The organism is Acrocarpospora macrocephala (genome assembly GCF_009687865.1).
GTDB lineage: Bacteria > Actinomycetota > Actinomycetes > Streptosporangiales > Streptosporangiaceae > Acrocarpospora > Acrocarpospora macrocephala.
The window spans coordinates 26,842-43,197 of sequence record NZ_BLAE01000065.1 but is presented as its reverse complement, the minus strand read 5'-3'; the positions used below and the strand labels follow the sequence as shown (position 1 = coordinate 43,197).

The following is a 16,356-nucleotide window of genomic DNA, read 5'->3' as shown; positions in this document are numbered from 1 at the left end:
ATTCGCGGGAAAAGCGTGTTATTTCAGACGTCAGCGCCACGTCAGCGCCAAATCAGGAAGGCCGGGTATTCGTTTAACTGGGGCATATTCGGGCTATTCGCCATGCCCGAAACCGCGCCCCGCCCATAAGCCGAAAAGGTACGCGTCGTGCCCGCGCAGACGACTCCTACGGCCTCCCGCAGTCGCTGGAACACCACCTGGAACGGGATGGAACGCCACATTTAGAGAGGCGAGCCCCACAGCGACGTGGAACCGTACGGTAGGTGATCTTGTTCATGTCAGTCCTGGTGCGGCTGCTGGGTCCGGTGGATGTGACGGTGGACGGCGTGGCCATGCCGCTGCCGGGTCTGCGGCGCAAGGCCGTGCTGGCCCGGCTGGCGCTGCGGCCGGGCGAGGTGGTCGGCGCAGAGCAGCTGATCGACGCGGTGTGGGACGGCGAACCCCCCGCCACCGCGGCGAACTCGCTGCAGCGGCACGTGTCGTCCCTGCGGCGCCTGCTCGGGGCGCGCGGGGAGATCCTCGCGCGCCCCCCGGGATACGTGCTCACCGGGTGGGGGACCGATCTGAGCCAGGCGGAGCAGCTGATCGAGCGGGCCAGGCACACCGCAGAACCGGTGGAACGGCTGGCCACCCTGGAGCGGGCGGAGGGCCTGTGGCGGGGACAGCCCCTCGCCGACGTGTCCGGCCTGTCATGGTTCGCCCGGGAGGCGGACCGGCTGGAGCGGATGCGGCGAGCGGCGGAGCGGGCGGCCGTGGAATGCCGGCTGCAACTCGGCCAGCACGCCTCGCTGGTGCCGGAACTCCCGGGCCTGGCGGAGCTGTACCCGTTCGACGAGGACCTGCACGGGCAGCTCATGATCGCCCTGTACCGCAGCGGCAGGCAGGCCGACGCCCTGGCCGTCTTCCGCCGGTTGCGCGACCGGCTGCGCGAGGACCTCGGCATCGACCCCGGCGCGCCGCTGCGCGACCTGGAGGCGGCGATCCTGCGCCAGGACCCGGCCCTGGATCGCGCGCCCGTACCCGAGCGGTCCGGACGGCTCGCGGGCCCCGCCCTGATCGAAAGGGACGCCGAGACGAGCCTCATCGACCAGGCGCTCGATCACGCGGCGGCCACCCGTACCGGACAGGTTCTGATCTTCGAAGGACCGGCGGGGATCGGGAAGACCAGCGTGCTCAACCACGCCAGGAAGCGGGCCGCCGCGCTGGGCTGGCCGCTGGCCGCGGCCCGCGGCACCGACCTGGAGCCCGACTACGCGTGGGCGTGTGCCCGGCAGCTCTTCCCCGGCCACACCGAGGTGGACGACGTCCCCGCCACGCCGGATGGCGAGTACCGCGTCCTCAGCTCGCTCTACCGGCGCACCGCCGGGCTGGCGGCGGACCACCCGCTGGTGATCGTGCTGGACGACCTGCACTGGGCGGACACGCCCTCGGTGCGGTTCGCGGCCTTCCTGGCCGCCCGCCTCGACGCGCTGCCGGTGGTGCTCGTCCTCGCCCTCCGGCCAGGCCACGACCGCATCGGCCACCTGACCTCGGCCATCGCCGGCCTGCCGCACGCGACCATCCGGGTGCTGCGGCCGCTCAGCCGGGACGGCTGCGCCGAACTGCTGGCCGAGGCGATCGACGCCGAGCCGGACCCGGAGCTGGCCGGCCGGTGCCACGCAATGAGCCGCGGAAACCCGTTCCTGATGCGGGAACTCGCGGCCTCCGGCGGCGACGCGCGCAGGACTCTGCCGGCGGGCGTGACCAGGTTCGTCGCCCAGCAGCTCCGCCACCTGCCGCCCGCCGCCGTGGACGTGGCCCGGATCCTGGCCGTGCTCCGCGAGGCGGCCGGCAGCGACTGGCTGGCCCAGATCGCCGGGATCTCCCCCCGCGAGGCCATGGACGCGCTGGTCCCGCTGCTGTCCAGCCAGCTGATCGTCGCCGACGGCGTCCCCGCCAGATTCGCCTTCGACCATCCGCTGATCCGCACCGCGGTCTACGACGCCATCCCGATGGCGCTCCGCACCGACCTGCACCTGCGCGCCACCGAGACGGCCGGCCGCGGCCAGGATCCGATCACCGCCGCCACCCACCTGCTCAAGGTCCCGCCCGGCGCCGGCGCGCCCGACCCGGTCGGGGTGCTCACCCAGGCGGCCGACCTCAGCCTGGCCCGCGGCTCGGTGACCTGCGCGGTGGACTTCCTGCGCCGGGCCCTGGCGGAGGATCTCGGGGACCGGCGGCCCGGGATCCTGGCCCGGCTCGGCATGGCCGAGGCGCTGGTGGGCACCGGGCCCGCCATCGAGCGGCTGTCGGAGGCGCTGGCCAGGGAACCCGACCCCGAGGCGCGGGCGCGGATCTCCCACGGGCTCGCCAGCACGCTCTGGCTGACCAGCCGCCCCAGGGAGGCGGCTCGCGTCTGCCAGGCATCCCTGGAACGCGACCTGAGCATGTCCGCGGATGCCAGGCAGGCGCTGCAGGGCTGTGCCGCGATGGTGGCCTACGGCACCCGCTACGGTTCCGACCTGGTCGCGCTGATCGACGGCTACGCGGCCGAGCCGCCCGGCACGTCCATCGGCGGGCTCATCCTCGAAGCAGGCCTCGCCCTGCACGACACGCACCAGAACCGGCGGGAGGCGGCCGAGCGGCGAGGGCTGAACGTCATCGCGGGCGACCGTCTGATCGGCCATCCGCTGGCCGAGCCGCCGCTGACCTGCGCCTGGTACGCCCTGCTCCCGTGCGACTCGCCCGCGCTGCTCCCGTCAGTGGAGGCGGCGCTCGCGCACAGCCGCCGCACCGGCTCCCCGCGCGGCATCACCCCCTCCCTCTTCTACCGCGCGGAGATCATGTACGCCCTCGGCCGCCTGACCGAGGCGCTCGCCGACGCGCGCCAGTCGTGGGAGGGCTGCCAGGGCGAGCCCGGCGGAATCGGCGAGCCGTTCATCGCCAACGCGCTGCTGAAGACGCTGGTGGCCCGCGGCGAGGTCGAGGAGGCCGCCGAGGTGCTCAAGCAGGTCAGGTCCCGGCACGTCGCCGGCGTCACCGCGGTGCTGTACGCCCCAGGCGAGATCACCGTGCACCTGGCCCTGGGCCAGACCCGGCGGGCCTTCGAGACGGTGCTGGCCACCCGGGACGAGTGCGGCTGGAAACCGCTGGTCAACCCGCTGGTCTCGGACTGGCGCGCGCCGCTGGTCCGCTGCCTGGCCCTGCTCGGGCGGGGCGAGGAGGCGCGCGAGGCCGCCGGGGAGATGCTGGCCGTCGCGACCGCGTGGGGCACCCCGCGGGCCGTCGGCCGGGCGCTGCGGTTCGCCGCCTCGGTCGAATCCGGCCCGCGCCGGCTGGACATGCTCGCCGAGTCCGTCCGCCTGCTGGACCCCACCCAGGCCAACCTGGAGCAGGCCAAGTCGCTGCGCGCCTTCGGCGAGGCACTGCTGCGCGCCGGCCGACTCGCGGACGCGCGGACCCGTTTGGAGGCCGCGCTGGAGCTGGCCGCCCGCTGCGGGGCCCCGCCCCTCCAGAACGCCGTCGCGGCGAGCCTGCGCCGGGTCGGCGGATCGCCGCGGCCGCTCACCGTCCGGTGACGCCCGCTCCTGGAGATGCGCGGGGCATCCCCAGGAGCGTCCAACCGATCAGGGGTGGAGAGGTCCGGGCCAGGGCCAGTTCGGGTCTGGCTCCTGGAAGTCGTACGGAACCTCGTCCTGCGGCGGCGGACCTTCGATCGGGCAGAGCACCTCGTACGTCTCGCCCGGGTGCCCGGGAATGGGCAGCTCGGTGCCGCACCGGGGCAGGGCCCCGACGCGGGCGTCCGCGGCACCGCTGGCCAGGAAGGCGGCGACGGCCACCCCGATCCCGGCCAGCAGGACCAGCGCACGCCCGCGGGTGTGCGCGGCGCTTTCTGAAGCCATTGACTTCCTCCAAGGATGATTTCTTTCGCGCCGGGCGTCCGACGCGACTTGCGAAATCCATGGGACCCTTTCCTGGCCGCACCGCCCAGGGCCACTTGCGGTAAAACGAAGGGCCAGAGTGGACCCCCTGATCGGACCACTTGCGGGTCAATGCGCATTCCGAGTGGATCTGTGCGCGATGCGCCCGGCGACGTTTCATGAACTATGAACTTGTTCCATGGCACGGCGGTCGGCGACGGCATTGTCAGCCCGCACGGGAGGTGGACTTTCGCGGGCGATGTCTGCGACACCTTCGACATTCACGCCGACAAAAGCATTCCGTACTACCGGGACGGGCACGAACTGGTGGCCCAGCTCTCCGAGTTCTTCGTCAGGCCTGGCGGGGTCGTCTACGAGATCGGCTGCTCGACCGGCACCCTGATCCGCGCGCTCGCCCGGCGGCACCACGGCAAGGACGTGCGATTCCTGGCCGTGGACGTCGAACCCCGGATGGCGGAGGAAGCGCGGCTGCGCTGCGCGCGGAATCCGGAAATCGAAATCATCGAGGCCGACGCCACCGCCCTGGAGTTCGAGGGATTCGATTTCGCCGCGATCTACTACACGCTCCAGTTCCTCCGCCCCGATCAGCGGCAGCGGCTGCTGGCCGGCCTTTACTCCGCGCTGCTTCCGGGTGGCGCCGTCGTCGTCTACGAGAAGGTCCGCTCGGCCAGCCCGATGTTCCAGGATTTGGCGCAGCAGATTTATCAGGATTTCAAATTGAGCAATGGGTACACGCCGGATGAGGTGCTGGGGAAGTCGCGCAGCCTCAAAGGTGTGCTCGCGCCGCTGACCAGCGAGGAGAACATCGCCTCGCTGCGTGCCGCCGGGTTCGGCCAGGTGGTCTCCGTGCAGAAATACGTCTGTTTCGAGGGATTCCTCGCAGTCAAATAGAAAGCAGAACGATGAGATTTCCCCTGATGGAGCAGTTGATCGACTGCTCGCTGATGAAACACGAGGAATTCTGGCCGGAGACGGCTCCGGTCGTGGCCGAGAACGCGGTCGCGGGCCTTGAGCGCTACGGCTTCGTCGTCTTCAAGATCGGGATGCTCCGGCTCGACGGCGACGCCAGCCGCCGGCTGGCGCATCGGGTCGCGGCCGAACTGCGGACCGAGCTGATCCGCGCGGGCGCGCCCGACGACCTGGGCCTGGAGATCGACGCCGCCCAGGCGACCCCCGTGCCCGAGCCGTTCTCGTGCCGCTCGCTGCTGCCGCACCACGACGGCCAGCACGCCTCGTATCTCACCCCGAGCGTCCTGGACGAGCCGGACTGGGACCCCGCCTGGCGTACCTTCTCCAGCTCCGGGTACACCACCACGCATGCGCACAAGATGTATCAAGGGATCTTCATCGCCGACCCCGGCGAGGCCTTGAGCGTGACCACGTACTACGACTGGCTGCGCATCCTCGAAGACGTGAAGTCCGCCCGTTTCATCGGCAACCCGGACGTGCCCAGCACCGCGCGCTGGCTGGGCGACAACCTCAGGCGGGCGCTGGACGCCGGCCTGACGCACTCCTTCTCCTATCCCACGGTCGGCGGCATGCTGGGGCTGACCGAGACGGCCCTGCTGGCCGTGCCGCTGCTGCACTGCGAGCGGACGGTCGCGGCGGAGATGAAGGAGCGCTTCCCGCTGCTGCACACCCTGAGCGGCACCTGCCCGTGCCGCGGCTGCGCCGGCGAGGTCACCCGGGTGTTCTGCAATGTCACCTCGCTGGCGATGGGCCTGACCTGGCCGGAGTTCCGCGCGCGTTACGAGGTCCAGGTGCCGGGGGAGCGGTTCGACCTGCTGGTGGGGCACAATCTCACCACCCTGCACGGCGGCCTGGCCGGGGGGCGGGGGCGTGTCATCGAGCCGCTCTGCCTGGTGGTGGACAAGCCGTCCGGGTCCCGGTATGAGGCGTGGCTGAGCCGGTCGTGGCGAAGGCTCTCCGGGTGAGCGGCGTTCCCGCCGAGCTGGCGGGCCTGGCTGCCGCTCTCGGCATCGTACGGCTGGCGCCGCTGAACGGCGGGGTCGAGTTCCTCGTCTTCCGGGGCACCGGTCCGGACGGCGAGGACCTGGTCGTCCGGATGCCCCGGGCGCGCACCTTCCACACGGCGAACAACGTGGGTGTCGAAGCCTTACTCCTGCTCGACCAGGAGCAGCGGCTGGCCGAGTGGCTGGCACCCCAGGGCTTCCCGGTCGCGGAGGTCCTCGGACGGCACCAGACCGGCACGGGGCTTCCCGTCCTGATCTCCCGATTCGTCGCCTCCGACGACGGGGACCCCGACTGGGCGTCGGTGGGTGCTCTGCTGGCCACCCTGCATGACCTGCCCGCGCCGGAACCCTGCCCAGTCCTGCAGTACGGCATGTCCCTGCCGGAGCTGATCGCCAAACGGCTGCCGGAACGATTCCGCCGCCTCCAAGCGCTCCAGCCGGATCTCGGCGGCCTGCCGTCGCCCGCCGCGATCGCCAGGCGGCTCGCCGCGGTTCCGGCCCGCCACGCCCTGCTGCACCTGGACGTCCGGCGGCAGAACCTCCTCTGCCGGGGCGGCCTGGTGCGCGCGGTCATCGACTGGTCCAACGCGCTCGTCGGCGACCCGCGGATGGAGCTGGCGCGTATGTCGGAATACGCCAGAATCCCGGAGAACGGCCTGGACGAGGCACTGATCCGCAAGGGCTACGCAGCCAGCCTCTCGGAGGAGGGGGTCGCCGACTGCTTCTACCGTCTCGACGCCGCCGTGATGCTCGCCCTGGTCTTCCTTTCGGTGGCGCCCCGGCCGGATCTGGCTCCAGCGCAGACGGCCCGGGTCACCGAGTTGCTCACGACGCTCGGCGCGGGCTGGCATTAACCAGACATCTTGATAAGCGGCACCACGCCGGTCAAGGACGGGATTCGGGTGCCCGCGAATGAGGAGTGCCGGCCGGTTCTGTCCACCAGCACGCCGTGAATTCCCGCCGCTGTGGCGCCGCCGATGTCGGAATACGGGGAGTCGCCCACGTGGAGTGTCTCGTGGGGGAGTGAGCCCGTCTGGTCGAGTGCGTACCGGAAGATCGACGCGTCGGGCTTGTAGGCGCCGAAACGGTACGAAGTCACGATGAGCGGGAAATAGCGGGTGATGCCGGTGGCGTCGAGGATCTCGTACAGCAGGTCGTCGAAATTGGACACGACGGCGATTCTGATACCGGCGGTGGTCAGCAGGTCCAGCACCGGCCGCGCCTCGGGATACAGGACATATCGGGTTGGGTCCAGGATCTTCTGGGCGATCGTCCGTGGCTCCGGGTGTGACTGACCGGCCGCGCGCAGGACGTTTCCGACGAAGTGGGACCAGGCCGCGACGCGCGCGGACGCCGAACTCTGGTCGTCGGGCCAGCCCTCGGACGTGCCGACCAGGCTGACCGCGCGCTCGATCTCCGCTTGAGTCGTTGGAACCACCTCGTCCGCTATCAGCCGGGCCATCGGGGGGTCGAGGTCGAAGAGCGTTCCGGCGGCGTCGAAGAGCACCGTGGTGATCGTGTCAGGCAACCTGGTTTCCGTTCTGGTGGTGAAAGCGGGCGAGTTCGGACTCCTCCAGCCCGCCGCGCAGCGCCGCCGCGTCCGCCAGCCAGTCCTGGTCGCCGTCCAGCGCGAGGACGCGGGTGTGCAGGCGTTCGAGGCGGCAGCCCCGGTGGGTCTTCGCCTCGTAGGAGTGCGTGCCGTAGTGGATCGACCGTGCGCCGATCTCGATGGCGTGGGTGATCAGCTCGTAGAACGCGAGATTGAAGTACACCCCGGCCCGGTCGCCGCCGAAGGCGCCCAGCCGGGGCACCAGGCGGGAGCGATGCGGGTCGTGGTAGCAGGCGACGAATCCGGCGGGGCCGTCCGGGCTGTCCGCCCGTACCACTTGGAGGCCGGGGATCGTGCGCGCGCGGGCGAAGCGATCCCGGACGGCGTGAGTGTCGGCTTCGAAGCCGTACCTCAGGTAGCGCTCCAGTTGGAGCGGGACCAGGTCGTCGGTCAGGCCGCTGCCCGCCGACACCCGATGACCCTCGTCGAGATAGCGGCGGCGCTCCTTGCGCAGCACCTTGCGCCGGTTGGCGGTGAAACCGGCGAAGTAGGCGTCCAGGCTGGGGAACGTCACGTCCAGAACGGCGTTGGCGCCGACCAGCGCGTCGGCGTAGCCCCGCGCGTCGAGGACCTCCGCGATCCAACGATCTCGACCCGTCGCCTGGAGATGGGCGAACTCCACATGCGTGGCTCCCCAGGATCGCGCGACCGACTCCACCGCGCATACCAAGGTCTCGGCGATCCCCTGCTCATGCGCGAGGACCACGCCCGATGCCGTGGCCGTACCCGGCGCCACGACGACCAGCGTGTCGCCGCACCGGTCCGCGGCGATCCGCCGCAGCGCGGCGAGGCGTTCCAGCTCGCCTCGCCGGGCGAGCTGCTCGGCTCGCGCGCCGAGCAGGACTTCAGCCGGCTGGTACGCGCGATGCGTTCCGGCGCGGGGGACCAGGTAGCAGGCCGCCATGCCGATCGCCTGACCGTCCTCGGCATGGACGGTCACGTAGCTCTGGCGGTCCGCGACCCTGCTCTCTTCAGCCCGCAGCCACGCGGCCGACCGCTCCAGCTCACGCTCAAGCAGCCGCTCCGCGACGGCGTCGATCGACGGCGACGATGTCCAGTTCACCCCCGGCCCTCCGCGCGGTAGGCGCGCACGTCGCGGCTGGCCACCAGGACCAGCGTCCCCGCGACCGCCCACAAGCCGCCAAATATCAGGACACCGGACTGCCCGGTTCCGCCCGCGACCACGGGGGCGATCAGGAGGCCCAGCGGGAACAGCACGAACGATCCGGCCGAGGAGACCGCGCTGACCCGGGCCATCAGCCCGGACTCCACGGATTCCTGGATCGATGACGACATCAGCACCGAATAGGCGGCGATCCCGACACCGGCTCCGGCCTCCGCCACACAGATGATCCAGAAGGGCTGGTCCAGGGCCAGAGTCAGCGGCGGGAAGGCGAGCAGGCCCAACCCGGCTCCGGCCCACAGGACCGGCCGGGAAGGTTGGGCCGCTCCCGCCGCCGTGCCGCCGAGCACGCTGCCCACGCCGAACGCGGTCATGACCAGCGCCCACGCCCCGGAGCCGTGGGACTCGACCAGCGACGGGCCGAACACCATGAACGGCGCCGTCACGAAGAACAACATCGAGGCGGAGACGCTGGTCTCCAGCAGCAGCCAGCGGACCCGCCGCAGCGTGTCCCATCCGGCGCGCAGGCTCGCGATCCCGCCGCCCAGGCTGATCCCGCCCGTCGCGGCGCCCCTGGGGAGGTCGCGCATCAGCAGCGCGGCGGCGAAGAAGGTGATCCCGTCCAGGACTATCGCCACGGCCGCGTCCCGGGTGACCAGGGCGATCAGGGCGACGAACGTCGGGCCGACGATGTTCGCGAGGTTCAGCGTGCTGGCGAGCAGGCCGTTGGCCGGGCCGAGTTCCCGCTCGCCGACGCAGACCGGCAGGTAGGCGAAGCCCACCGGGAACACGATGCTCGCGACGGTGCCGTACAGCAGCTGGCAGAGCAGGGCCGCCGGTAGCGGGCCGTCGAGGAGGAACAGCAGGCCGGTGGCGAGTTGCAGGCAGCCGCGCGCGAGAAAGCCGGCCATGAGCAGCGGCAGCTTCGGGAGCGCGTCCCCCAGGACGCCGCCGATCAGCGTGACGACCAGGCGCGGCAGGGTGACCGCGGCGAGGAAGGCGCTGAGCCAGCCTCCGTCGTCACCGGTCCCGACCAGGCAGAGGGCGATCGCCGTGGGGGCGAAGGCGTCCCCGAGCATCGACGCCGACTGGGCGGCGTAGTAACGGCGGAAGACCGGCCCGGCGAGGACGCCTACGTAGCCGCGCACGGTGGAGGAGACCCTTGCTGACCAGGCGATTCCGCCGCGTCGGCCCGGCGGCGTTCGCGCACGCCGGCGCGGGCGATCGCGACCAGTTCGGGATCCCTCCCGGCCAGACCCACCCACAGCGTTTCCAGTACGGCGCCGCGCTGCGTCTTGGCCGCGTAGGAGCCGATGCCGAGATGCAGCGCCCTCGCGCCGATCTCGTAGGCGAGCTCGATGGCCCGGTAGAAGACGAGCTGAAAATAGACCTGCCGGTGCGCCGGTTGCCGGTGATCGATGCCGAGCATTCGCCCCCAGAGCGTGCCGCCGTGCAAGAAGAACACCGCACACCCGAGAAGGGAACCCCGAAACCGAGCCGTGATCATGAAGCCCTTCAGGAGACCAGCGCATTCCTTGATGTATGCGACGTAGTCGCTGGCAGGCCGCCGGTAGTTAGCGTCATATTTCCGCATCTGACCGACGAAGAGGGCGGCGGCTTCGTCCGCGCAATCCATCGGATCCACGACGGAATAGCGCACCCCCGACTCCGCCGCGGTACGCATCTCGGCCCGGACCATACGCCGCCGCTTCGGCGCGAGGGACTGCGCGTAGTCGTCGAACCCATTCCCGGGAAGCGTCAGCCACGCATCGCTGACCAGCGGTTCCACCTGGACACCGGCGGCCCGCAGGCCCTCGGCGGTGTCCCTGCTGACGTAGGGGATGATCGTCACCCGATCCGGAAAAGCGTCCAGAACTCCACCCGCCAGAAGCGCCGCCGTCGCGCCACCGCCCAGCCTCGGCGCGTTGCGATACCCGGCCTGCGGCGCGGCCACGACACACTCCCGCGCGGCCAGCCGGCCGGCGAGCAGATAACCCACGGCATAACGGCCAGACCTGACCTGCTCTCCCGCACACACCGGCACCATCGCGCGGCCCGGACCGTCGGCCACAGTCAGATACCGATGCTCATGGCCCACCCGCTCAAGAAGCTCCAGCCAGGCATCACTGCTGTACAACTCCCCGCCATCCTCGCCCGCGAACAATCCCCGGACGCTCCGGCCGAACGAGACTTCCAAGCTTCACCCCCCGGTCGTATCCCGACCTCATGAAAGCACCGCCGTGCGGCAACCCACAGGTCCACTTACGCCGTACCTTTTCGGACAAATCCAAGACCCCAGGGTTCTCCTGCGGGCCAGCAGCCCCGCCGGACTGTCGTTCCTGGTGGTGAGCGGGTCGGACGGCTTCCGCGACGAACCGACCCTTTGTTGGATCTTCAGGATTTCTGAACCTCTTCTTCCTAGAGTGATCGTTCTCTGGTTTTCGTGAACAATCTGGGGAGGTTTGGATTGGGCTGAGGCCCCGACGCTCTCCACCTGGCTGCGGTCTTCGGGGCCAACCCCTTCACCGCGATGCGGTACGCCGAGATCGTCAGACAACTACTCCAGGACCCCAAGAACAACACCTGACGAGACACTGCAAACCCGAGGGTTAACCATCGGTTCGCGCAGGGAAGCCGTGAACTTCGCAGACGGGCAGCTGTCAGGCCCTGAGGTAGGTGAGGACAGCGAGCACCCGACGATGGTGGGCGTCATCAGGCGGTAGGCCGAGCTTGGCGAAAACATTGCCGATGTGCTTTTCCACCGTGCTGGCGGAGACCACCAACCGCTCGGCGATGGCCGTGTTGGAGTGACCCTCGGCCATCAGGGTTAGGAGTTGCCGTTCACGCGCGGTCAGCGTCCCCAAGGCGTTGTCTCGGCGCTGCCCGGCCAGTAACTGCGCGACGACCTGCGGGTCGAGCACCGTCGCGCCCCGGGCGACCTGATCCAGGGCATCCAGAAACTCCTCGACCCTGGCGACCCGGTTCTTCAGCAGGTATCCGACCGCGCCAGAGCCGTCCGCGAGCAGATCGCCGGCGTAGGACGCCTCCACATACTGGCTGAGCACCAGCATGGGGGTCCCGGGCAACTGCGAGCGAGCCGTGATCGCCGCGCGCAAGCCCTCGTCCGTGTAGCTCGGCGGCATCCGCACATCGACGACCGATACGTCCGGGCGGTGTCTGAGCACCGCCTCGACCAGGGCCGGGCCATCACCGACTGCGGCCACCACCTGATGACCGTCCTCGGCGAGCAGGCGGACCAAGCCCTCGCGCAGCAGCACCGCGTCGTCGGCCACGACGATCCGCAACGGACTACGCGCTGTTTCGTGCGGGCTCAGCAGCACGGCAGTTCCGCAGTGATCGTCGTCGGGCCGTCGTGAGGACTGGTGACCCACAGTCGGCCGCCGACCGCGTACAGCCGGTCGTCCAGCCCTCGCAGTCCGTGTCCCTTGGCCAGCGCCGCGCCGCCCATTCCGTCGTCCGTCACCGAGATCCGCAAGATTCTCTCCCTGTGGCGCAGTATGATCGCACACCGGTCGGCGTGGCTGTGCTTGGCCACATTGGTCAGGGCCTCGGCGATCACGAAATACGCGGCCGTCTCGACGGCAGCGTCCAGCCGACGGTTCAGGGGGTCGGCATCGAGTTCAACGGGTACGGTCGAGCGCGCGGCCAGGGCGGTGAGCGCTTCGCGCAGGCCGCGGTCGACGAGGATCGGCGGGGCGATGCCACGCGAAAGTGCCCGTAGCTCGTCCAGCGCCTCCTCGGTCTGGACGATCGCGTCGGCGAGCGCCGCGCGGACGGCCTCCGGTCTGCTGTCGAAGTGGTGCTGGGCGCGGCCCAGTTCCATCGCCAGGCGGACCAGCCGCTGCTGGGGCCCGTCGTGGATGTCGCGTTCGAGCCGGCGCAGTGCGGTCGCCTCGGCCGTCACCGCGGCGGCGGTCTGCGCGCGGGCGGTGTCCCGCTCCTGCTCAAGTCCGCTGATCCTGCGGTGCAACGCGGATGCGTCAGACAGCAGCATCTGCCCCAGCCCGGCCTGCGCGGCGACGCACGCCTGGGTTACCAGCGGCAGGGTGAACAGCAGCAGCAGGCCGACCGCGGTCCCGAAGGCGAGCCGCTCGGTCGGCGACGTCAGTCCCAGGCTCAAGGCGATGTGGGACTGGGTGCTGCCCACGTTCAGAGTCATGGGCCGCATCGGCCCAGCGGACGAGTAGAGGCTGCGCAGGGCGGACGTGCCGGCACCGAGGCCGACGAACCACCACAGCACCGTCACCACTGAGGTGACCAGCGCGACAGGGAGCGCCACCACCGCGTGCGCCACGCCGAGCCACAACCCCGGGTCGGACGCGTCGGCTGTCTCCCTCGGTCTCGGCCGCCGGCCTCCATCCTCCGCCCCGGCGGTCGGGGAGCGCACCTTGGCGATTCGCCACCGTTCCACGTCGGCGAACCACCGCACCGGTGCCAGAGCGCCGGCCACGACCGGCGACCCGCCCGGCAACAGCAAACCGACCGTTCCAACGCACAGACCACCGAGCACCAGTAGCAGCCCAGCCGCGGCGGTCACCGGCGCAGTGAGCAGGTACAGCGACTCCACGACCGTACGACGCACCACGCGGAAGAGGAACCCGGCACCCGACCGCCACGGGTGTTCTCGCCGGAGAGCGTGCAGCTGATCGCCCACGAGGTGCGTCACCATCCGCCTTCAAAGAAGGCCAGGAGTCCCGGCGCCGGGTCTGCCGCGTTGGTCGCGTTCGCCCACGCGACAACGATCACGACCAGTGACATCAACGCCAAGAGAACGCCCGACGACCCCAACGCGCGCTTCGTTCGCCTGTCGGACGACCCCGTTCTCGCAAACCTCTTCCACACCACCACGCTCGTGCCGATGAGGACGACCGCCAGGGTCGCAGCAACCACGGCCATCGCCACGTGATATCGAGAAAAGTCGCTGATCATCACCTCGAGGGCAGGTGGGGTTCGGTCACCCGCGCTCAGGGAGTCAGCCAGTCGCTGCCTGACTTGATCGAGCGTATCGGCGAGTTCTTCGTCGGTTGCGCCGATCACCAGCATCGGCAACAGCGAGGCGAAGGGCGCTACTGTGCCCTGGACGTTGGCCATCACCATCACCAACGAGAACAGCGCGAGCATCGTGACAAGAACGCGGGCCGACGCGAGGGCGGCCCTCCTTCCCGTCCCGAGACCGCCGGCCCTCAGGAATGCCTTCCAGAGAAGAGCGCCGAGCGCAACGAGCACGATCAGCAAGATCGCAGCGATCACGGCCTTGGCCACGTGGTAACGGAACCAGTAATCGACAACCCTCTCCAGGCCGTGGGAGAAATCCCGGTCGCCAGAACTCCAATACTCGACGAACGCCGCGCGGAGGGCTTCGATGAGGTCGCGTTCATCGGCGAAGCCGCCGTCCGACCTGCTCGCCGCCAGCGTGCGCGGGGCGATGACGAAGGCGGCGGCGAGGGCCACAGCGAGGGCGACGAGCACAGCGAGTGCGCGACCGGAGATACCTGCGGATCGCGACGGGGCTGCGGGACTGCGCATGGAGATTCCTTCGATCGAGTGTGTAGACGGCGCGCCGACCTGCGGGTCCGCCGGTTGTCACTCCGATCACCATTCCGCACCGGCGGTCGCCCGGTCACGGGGGTGCGCCGGACACTTGGGAGTGGGGCCTGCCCCCACCTCTCGGGGCAGCCAACCGCACGGAAGGACCAGGACCGGCACGAACCATAGCGACGAAGATCAACAGTCGGCGAAGCTCAAGAACTCCCAGCTCAAGACCAACTACAGTTCACGATTTCTGATCTACAGTCAGATTTGTGAGCACTGAGGTATGGGCATTGGGGGACGCGTACGAGCCGTATGTCGGGCGGTGGAGCCGTCTCGTGGCGGCGGATTTCCTGCGGTGGCTGGAGGTCCAGGACGGCTGCCAGTGGGCGGACGTCGGGTGCGGGACCGGGGCGGTCACCGAGGCCGTCCTGAGGTTCGCCGCACCCGCCAGGGTGATCGGCATCGATCAGTCGGAGGGCTTCCTCGCCCACGCCCGTGCCCATGTCACCGACCCGCGGGCCGGCTTCCAGGTAGGCACCGCCACGGCACTTCCCCTGGGCGACGGCGAGATGGACGCGACCATCAGCGGCCTCGTGCTCAACTTCGTGCCCGAACCCGAGCGCGCCGTGGCCGAGATGACCCGGGTGACCCGCACCGGTGGCGTGATCGGCGCGTACGTGTGGGACTACGCCGACGGGGCGCAGTTCATCCGGCATTTCTGGGACGCCGCCGTAGAACTCGACCCCCAGGCGCGAGACCTCTACGAGGGGACGCGTTTCCCGCTGTGCCATCCCGACGCCCTCGCCTCGCTGTTCACCGGCGGCGGGCTGGCCGGCGTGGAGGTGTCCGCGATCGACGTGCCCACCCCATTCCGCGACTTCGACGACTACTGGCTCCCGTTCCTCGGCGGCCAGGGCCCCGCGCCGGGCTACGCCGTGTCCCTGGCCGAGGATCGCCGCGCCGACCTGCGGGAACTCATCCGGACGCGGCTGCCGATCGAGGCCGACGGTCAGATCGCCCTGACCGCCCGCGCCTGGGCGGTGCGCGGCAGGCGCTGACTGTCATCCATCCGTAGTAGCCGCCGGATACTGCGAGCGAAGGATGCCTTTCTCGCGTCGCGGTCATAGCGTTGCGGGGTGGGAATGGCCCGGAGGTTGCGGCGCGGGTGGCCCGTTCCCGTGCTGGTTCTCGCCGCGGCCGGTGGGGTGCTGGCTGTTCCCGCCGGGCTGGTGGGGTGGGCGGGGGGCGGAATCCTGCTGTCCGCCTATGCCGTCGGCGTCGCCGCCAGCAGGCCGGTGGTCGTGGTGTCGGTGTCGGCGACGGCCGCCGCGTTCGTGGTGGCCGCGACCCTCGTGGCGTACGGCTGGTGGCAAGGGCTCGCCCCGATGGCCCTGGCCGCGATGCCGGTGGGAGCCGCGGTCGGCGACGCGGTCCGCAGCAGGCGTGCGCTGGCGGTGGCGCTGGAGGAGCGGGCGCGCCGGGCGGAGGAGGCCGCGGAGCTGGAATCGGAGCGGCGGGTGGCGCAGGAGCGCTTGCGCATCGCGCGGGACGTGCACGATCTGGTCGCCCACCACATCGCGGTCATGAACGTGCAGGCCGCAGTGGCGGCTCAGCTGCTCCAGAGCCGCCCGCGCGCTGCGGCGGAGGCGCTCGATCACGTCGGCACGGCGGGCCGAGCGGTGCTGGACGATCTCGGGACGCTGCTCGGGCTGCTCCGGGAATCCGGTGACCAGGACCTGCGGCCGACGCCGGGGCTGGCCGATCTTGAACGGTTGATCGACTCGGCCGCCGCCGCCGGACTTCGGGTCGAGCGGACGACGCAGGGATCGCCGCGACCGCTGCCCGCCGCCGTCGAGGTGAGCGCCTACCGCGTCGTGCAGGAGGCCCTGACCAATGCGCACAAGCACGGCACCGGCTCCGCCCCGCCCGACCACCGGCTGACGGCCGCCACCATCCTGATGATCACCGCTATCGCGATCATGGCGTGGATCGCGCGGGCGAAACCCTGGGGCCGGATCGGCGACCGCGGACCGGCACGCCCGTGGGGACACCCCCTGCTGTACGTGGTCATCATCGTGACACCGGTTCTGGACTACATCACCGACCTGCCACTCCAGGCCATCCCGGCGGCCGTCGTGCTCGGCCATCACGCGCGCCGCACGCTGTCGCGCAGGTAGC

Annotated in this window: 14 protein-coding genes; 6 read left to right on the top strand and 8 right to left on the bottom strand. The window is 70.5% G+C overall.

Annotation, left to right across the window (positions count from 1 at the left end; translation table 11 throughout):
* The first annotated feature begins 275 nt into the window (after positions 1-275).
* Complete coding sequence (locus tag Amac_RS42030) at positions 276-3,557, top strand: ATP-binding protein (protein WP_155360023.1); 3,282 nt, start codon at positions 276-278, stop codon at positions 3,555-3,557.
* 48 nt (positions 3,558-3,605) lie between these two features.
* Here Amac_RS42030 and Amac_RS42025 read toward each other — a convergent pair whose 3' ends face one another.
* Positions 3,606-3,881, bottom strand: coding sequence for a hypothetical protein (locus Amac_RS42025; RefSeq protein WP_155360022.1), 276 nt, complete (start codon positions 3,879-3,881; stop codon positions 3,606-3,608).
* A 204-nt stretch (positions 3,882-4,085) separates the two neighbouring features.
* Between Amac_RS42025 and Amac_RS42020 the strand changes: the two genes are divergently transcribed.
* Genes Amac_RS42020 through Amac_RS42010 form a run of 3 tightly spaced genes read left to right on the top strand, consistent with a single transcriptional unit; the run spans position 4,086 to position 6,747 of the window.
* Positions 4,086-4,811, top strand: coding sequence for a methyltransferase domain-containing protein (locus tag Amac_RS42020; protein ID WP_155360021.1), 726 nt, complete (start codon positions 4,086-4,088; stop codon positions 4,809-4,811).
* A gap of 11 nt (positions 4,812-4,822) precedes the next feature.
* Positions 4,823-5,854: a hypothetical protein gene (locus Amac_RS42015; RefSeq protein WP_155360020.1), complete on the top strand. Its 1,032-nt coding sequence runs from the start codon at positions 4,823-4,825 to the stop codon at positions 5,852-5,854.
* Entirely contained in the window at positions 5,818-6,747 is a 930-nt protein-coding gene (locus tag Amac_RS42010; RefSeq protein WP_155360019.1) for a phosphotransferase family protein, read from the top strand. Before Amac_RS42015 ends, Amac_RS42010 begins: the two co-directional genes overlap by 37 nt.
* Here Amac_RS42010 and Amac_RS42005 read toward each other — a convergent pair.
* The 7 genes from Amac_RS42005 to Amac_RS41975 form a co-directional block, all read right to left on the bottom strand.
* Complete coding sequence (locus tag Amac_RS42005) at positions 6,744-7,421, bottom strand: HAD family hydrolase (protein ID WP_155360018.1); 678 nt, start codon at positions 7,419-7,421, stop codon at positions 6,744-6,746. The genes Amac_RS42010 and Amac_RS42005 overlap by 4 nt on opposite strands.
* Positions 7,414-8,565, bottom strand: coding sequence for a hypothetical protein (locus tag Amac_RS42000; RefSeq protein ID WP_155360017.1), 1,152 nt, complete (start codon positions 8,563-8,565; stop codon positions 7,414-7,416). The genes Amac_RS42005 and Amac_RS42000 overlap by 8 nt, the downstream gene beginning before the upstream one ends.
* Positions 8,562-9,773, bottom strand: coding sequence for an MFS transporter (locus tag Amac_RS41995; protein ID WP_155360016.1), 1,212 nt, complete (start codon positions 9,771-9,773; stop codon positions 8,562-8,564). Before Amac_RS41995 ends, Amac_RS42000 begins: the two co-directional genes overlap by 4 nt.
* On the bottom strand, positions 9,758-10,822 hold the full coding sequence (locus Amac_RS41990) for a GNAT family N-acetyltransferase (RefSeq protein ID WP_155360015.1): 1,065 nt from the start codon (positions 10,820-10,822) through the stop codon (positions 9,758-9,760). The genes Amac_RS41995 and Amac_RS41990 overlap by 16 nt, the downstream gene beginning before the upstream one ends.
* A 463-nt stretch (positions 10,823-11,285) precedes the next feature.
* Entirely contained in the window at positions 11,286-11,930 is a 645-nt protein-coding gene (locus tag Amac_RS41985) for a LuxR C-terminal-related transcriptional regulator (RefSeq protein WP_155360042.1), read from the bottom strand.
* Between the two features lie 26 nt (positions 11,931-11,956).
* Positions 11,957-13,300, bottom strand: a complete 1,344-nt coding sequence (locus Amac_RS41980; protein WP_218041612.1) for a sensor histidine kinase — start codon at positions 13,298-13,300, stop codon at positions 11,957-11,959.
* Between the two features lie 8 nt (positions 13,301-13,308).
* Positions 13,309-14,115 carry a hypothetical protein gene (locus tag Amac_RS41975; protein ID WP_218041611.1) on the bottom strand — a complete coding sequence of 269 codons (807 nt, stop codon included), beginning with the start codon at positions 14,113-14,115 and terminating at the stop codon, positions 13,309-13,311.
* A gap of 332 nt (positions 14,116-14,447) precedes the next feature.
* Between Amac_RS41975 and Amac_RS41970 the strand changes: the two genes are divergently transcribed.
* Both Amac_RS41970 and Amac_RS41965 read left to right on the top strand, forming a co-directional pair.
* Positions 14,448-15,236, top strand: a complete 789-nt coding sequence (locus tag Amac_RS41970) for a class I SAM-dependent methyltransferase (protein WP_155360013.1) — start codon at positions 14,448-14,450, stop codon at positions 15,234-15,236.
* 84 nt (positions 15,237-15,320) lie between these two features.
* Positions 15,321-16,355 carry a sensor histidine kinase gene (locus Amac_RS41965; protein WP_246269053.1) on the top strand — a complete coding sequence of 345 codons (1,035 nt, stop codon included), beginning with the start codon at positions 15,321-15,323 and terminating at the stop codon, positions 16,353-16,355.
* Position 16,356 lies beyond the last annotated feature (1 nt).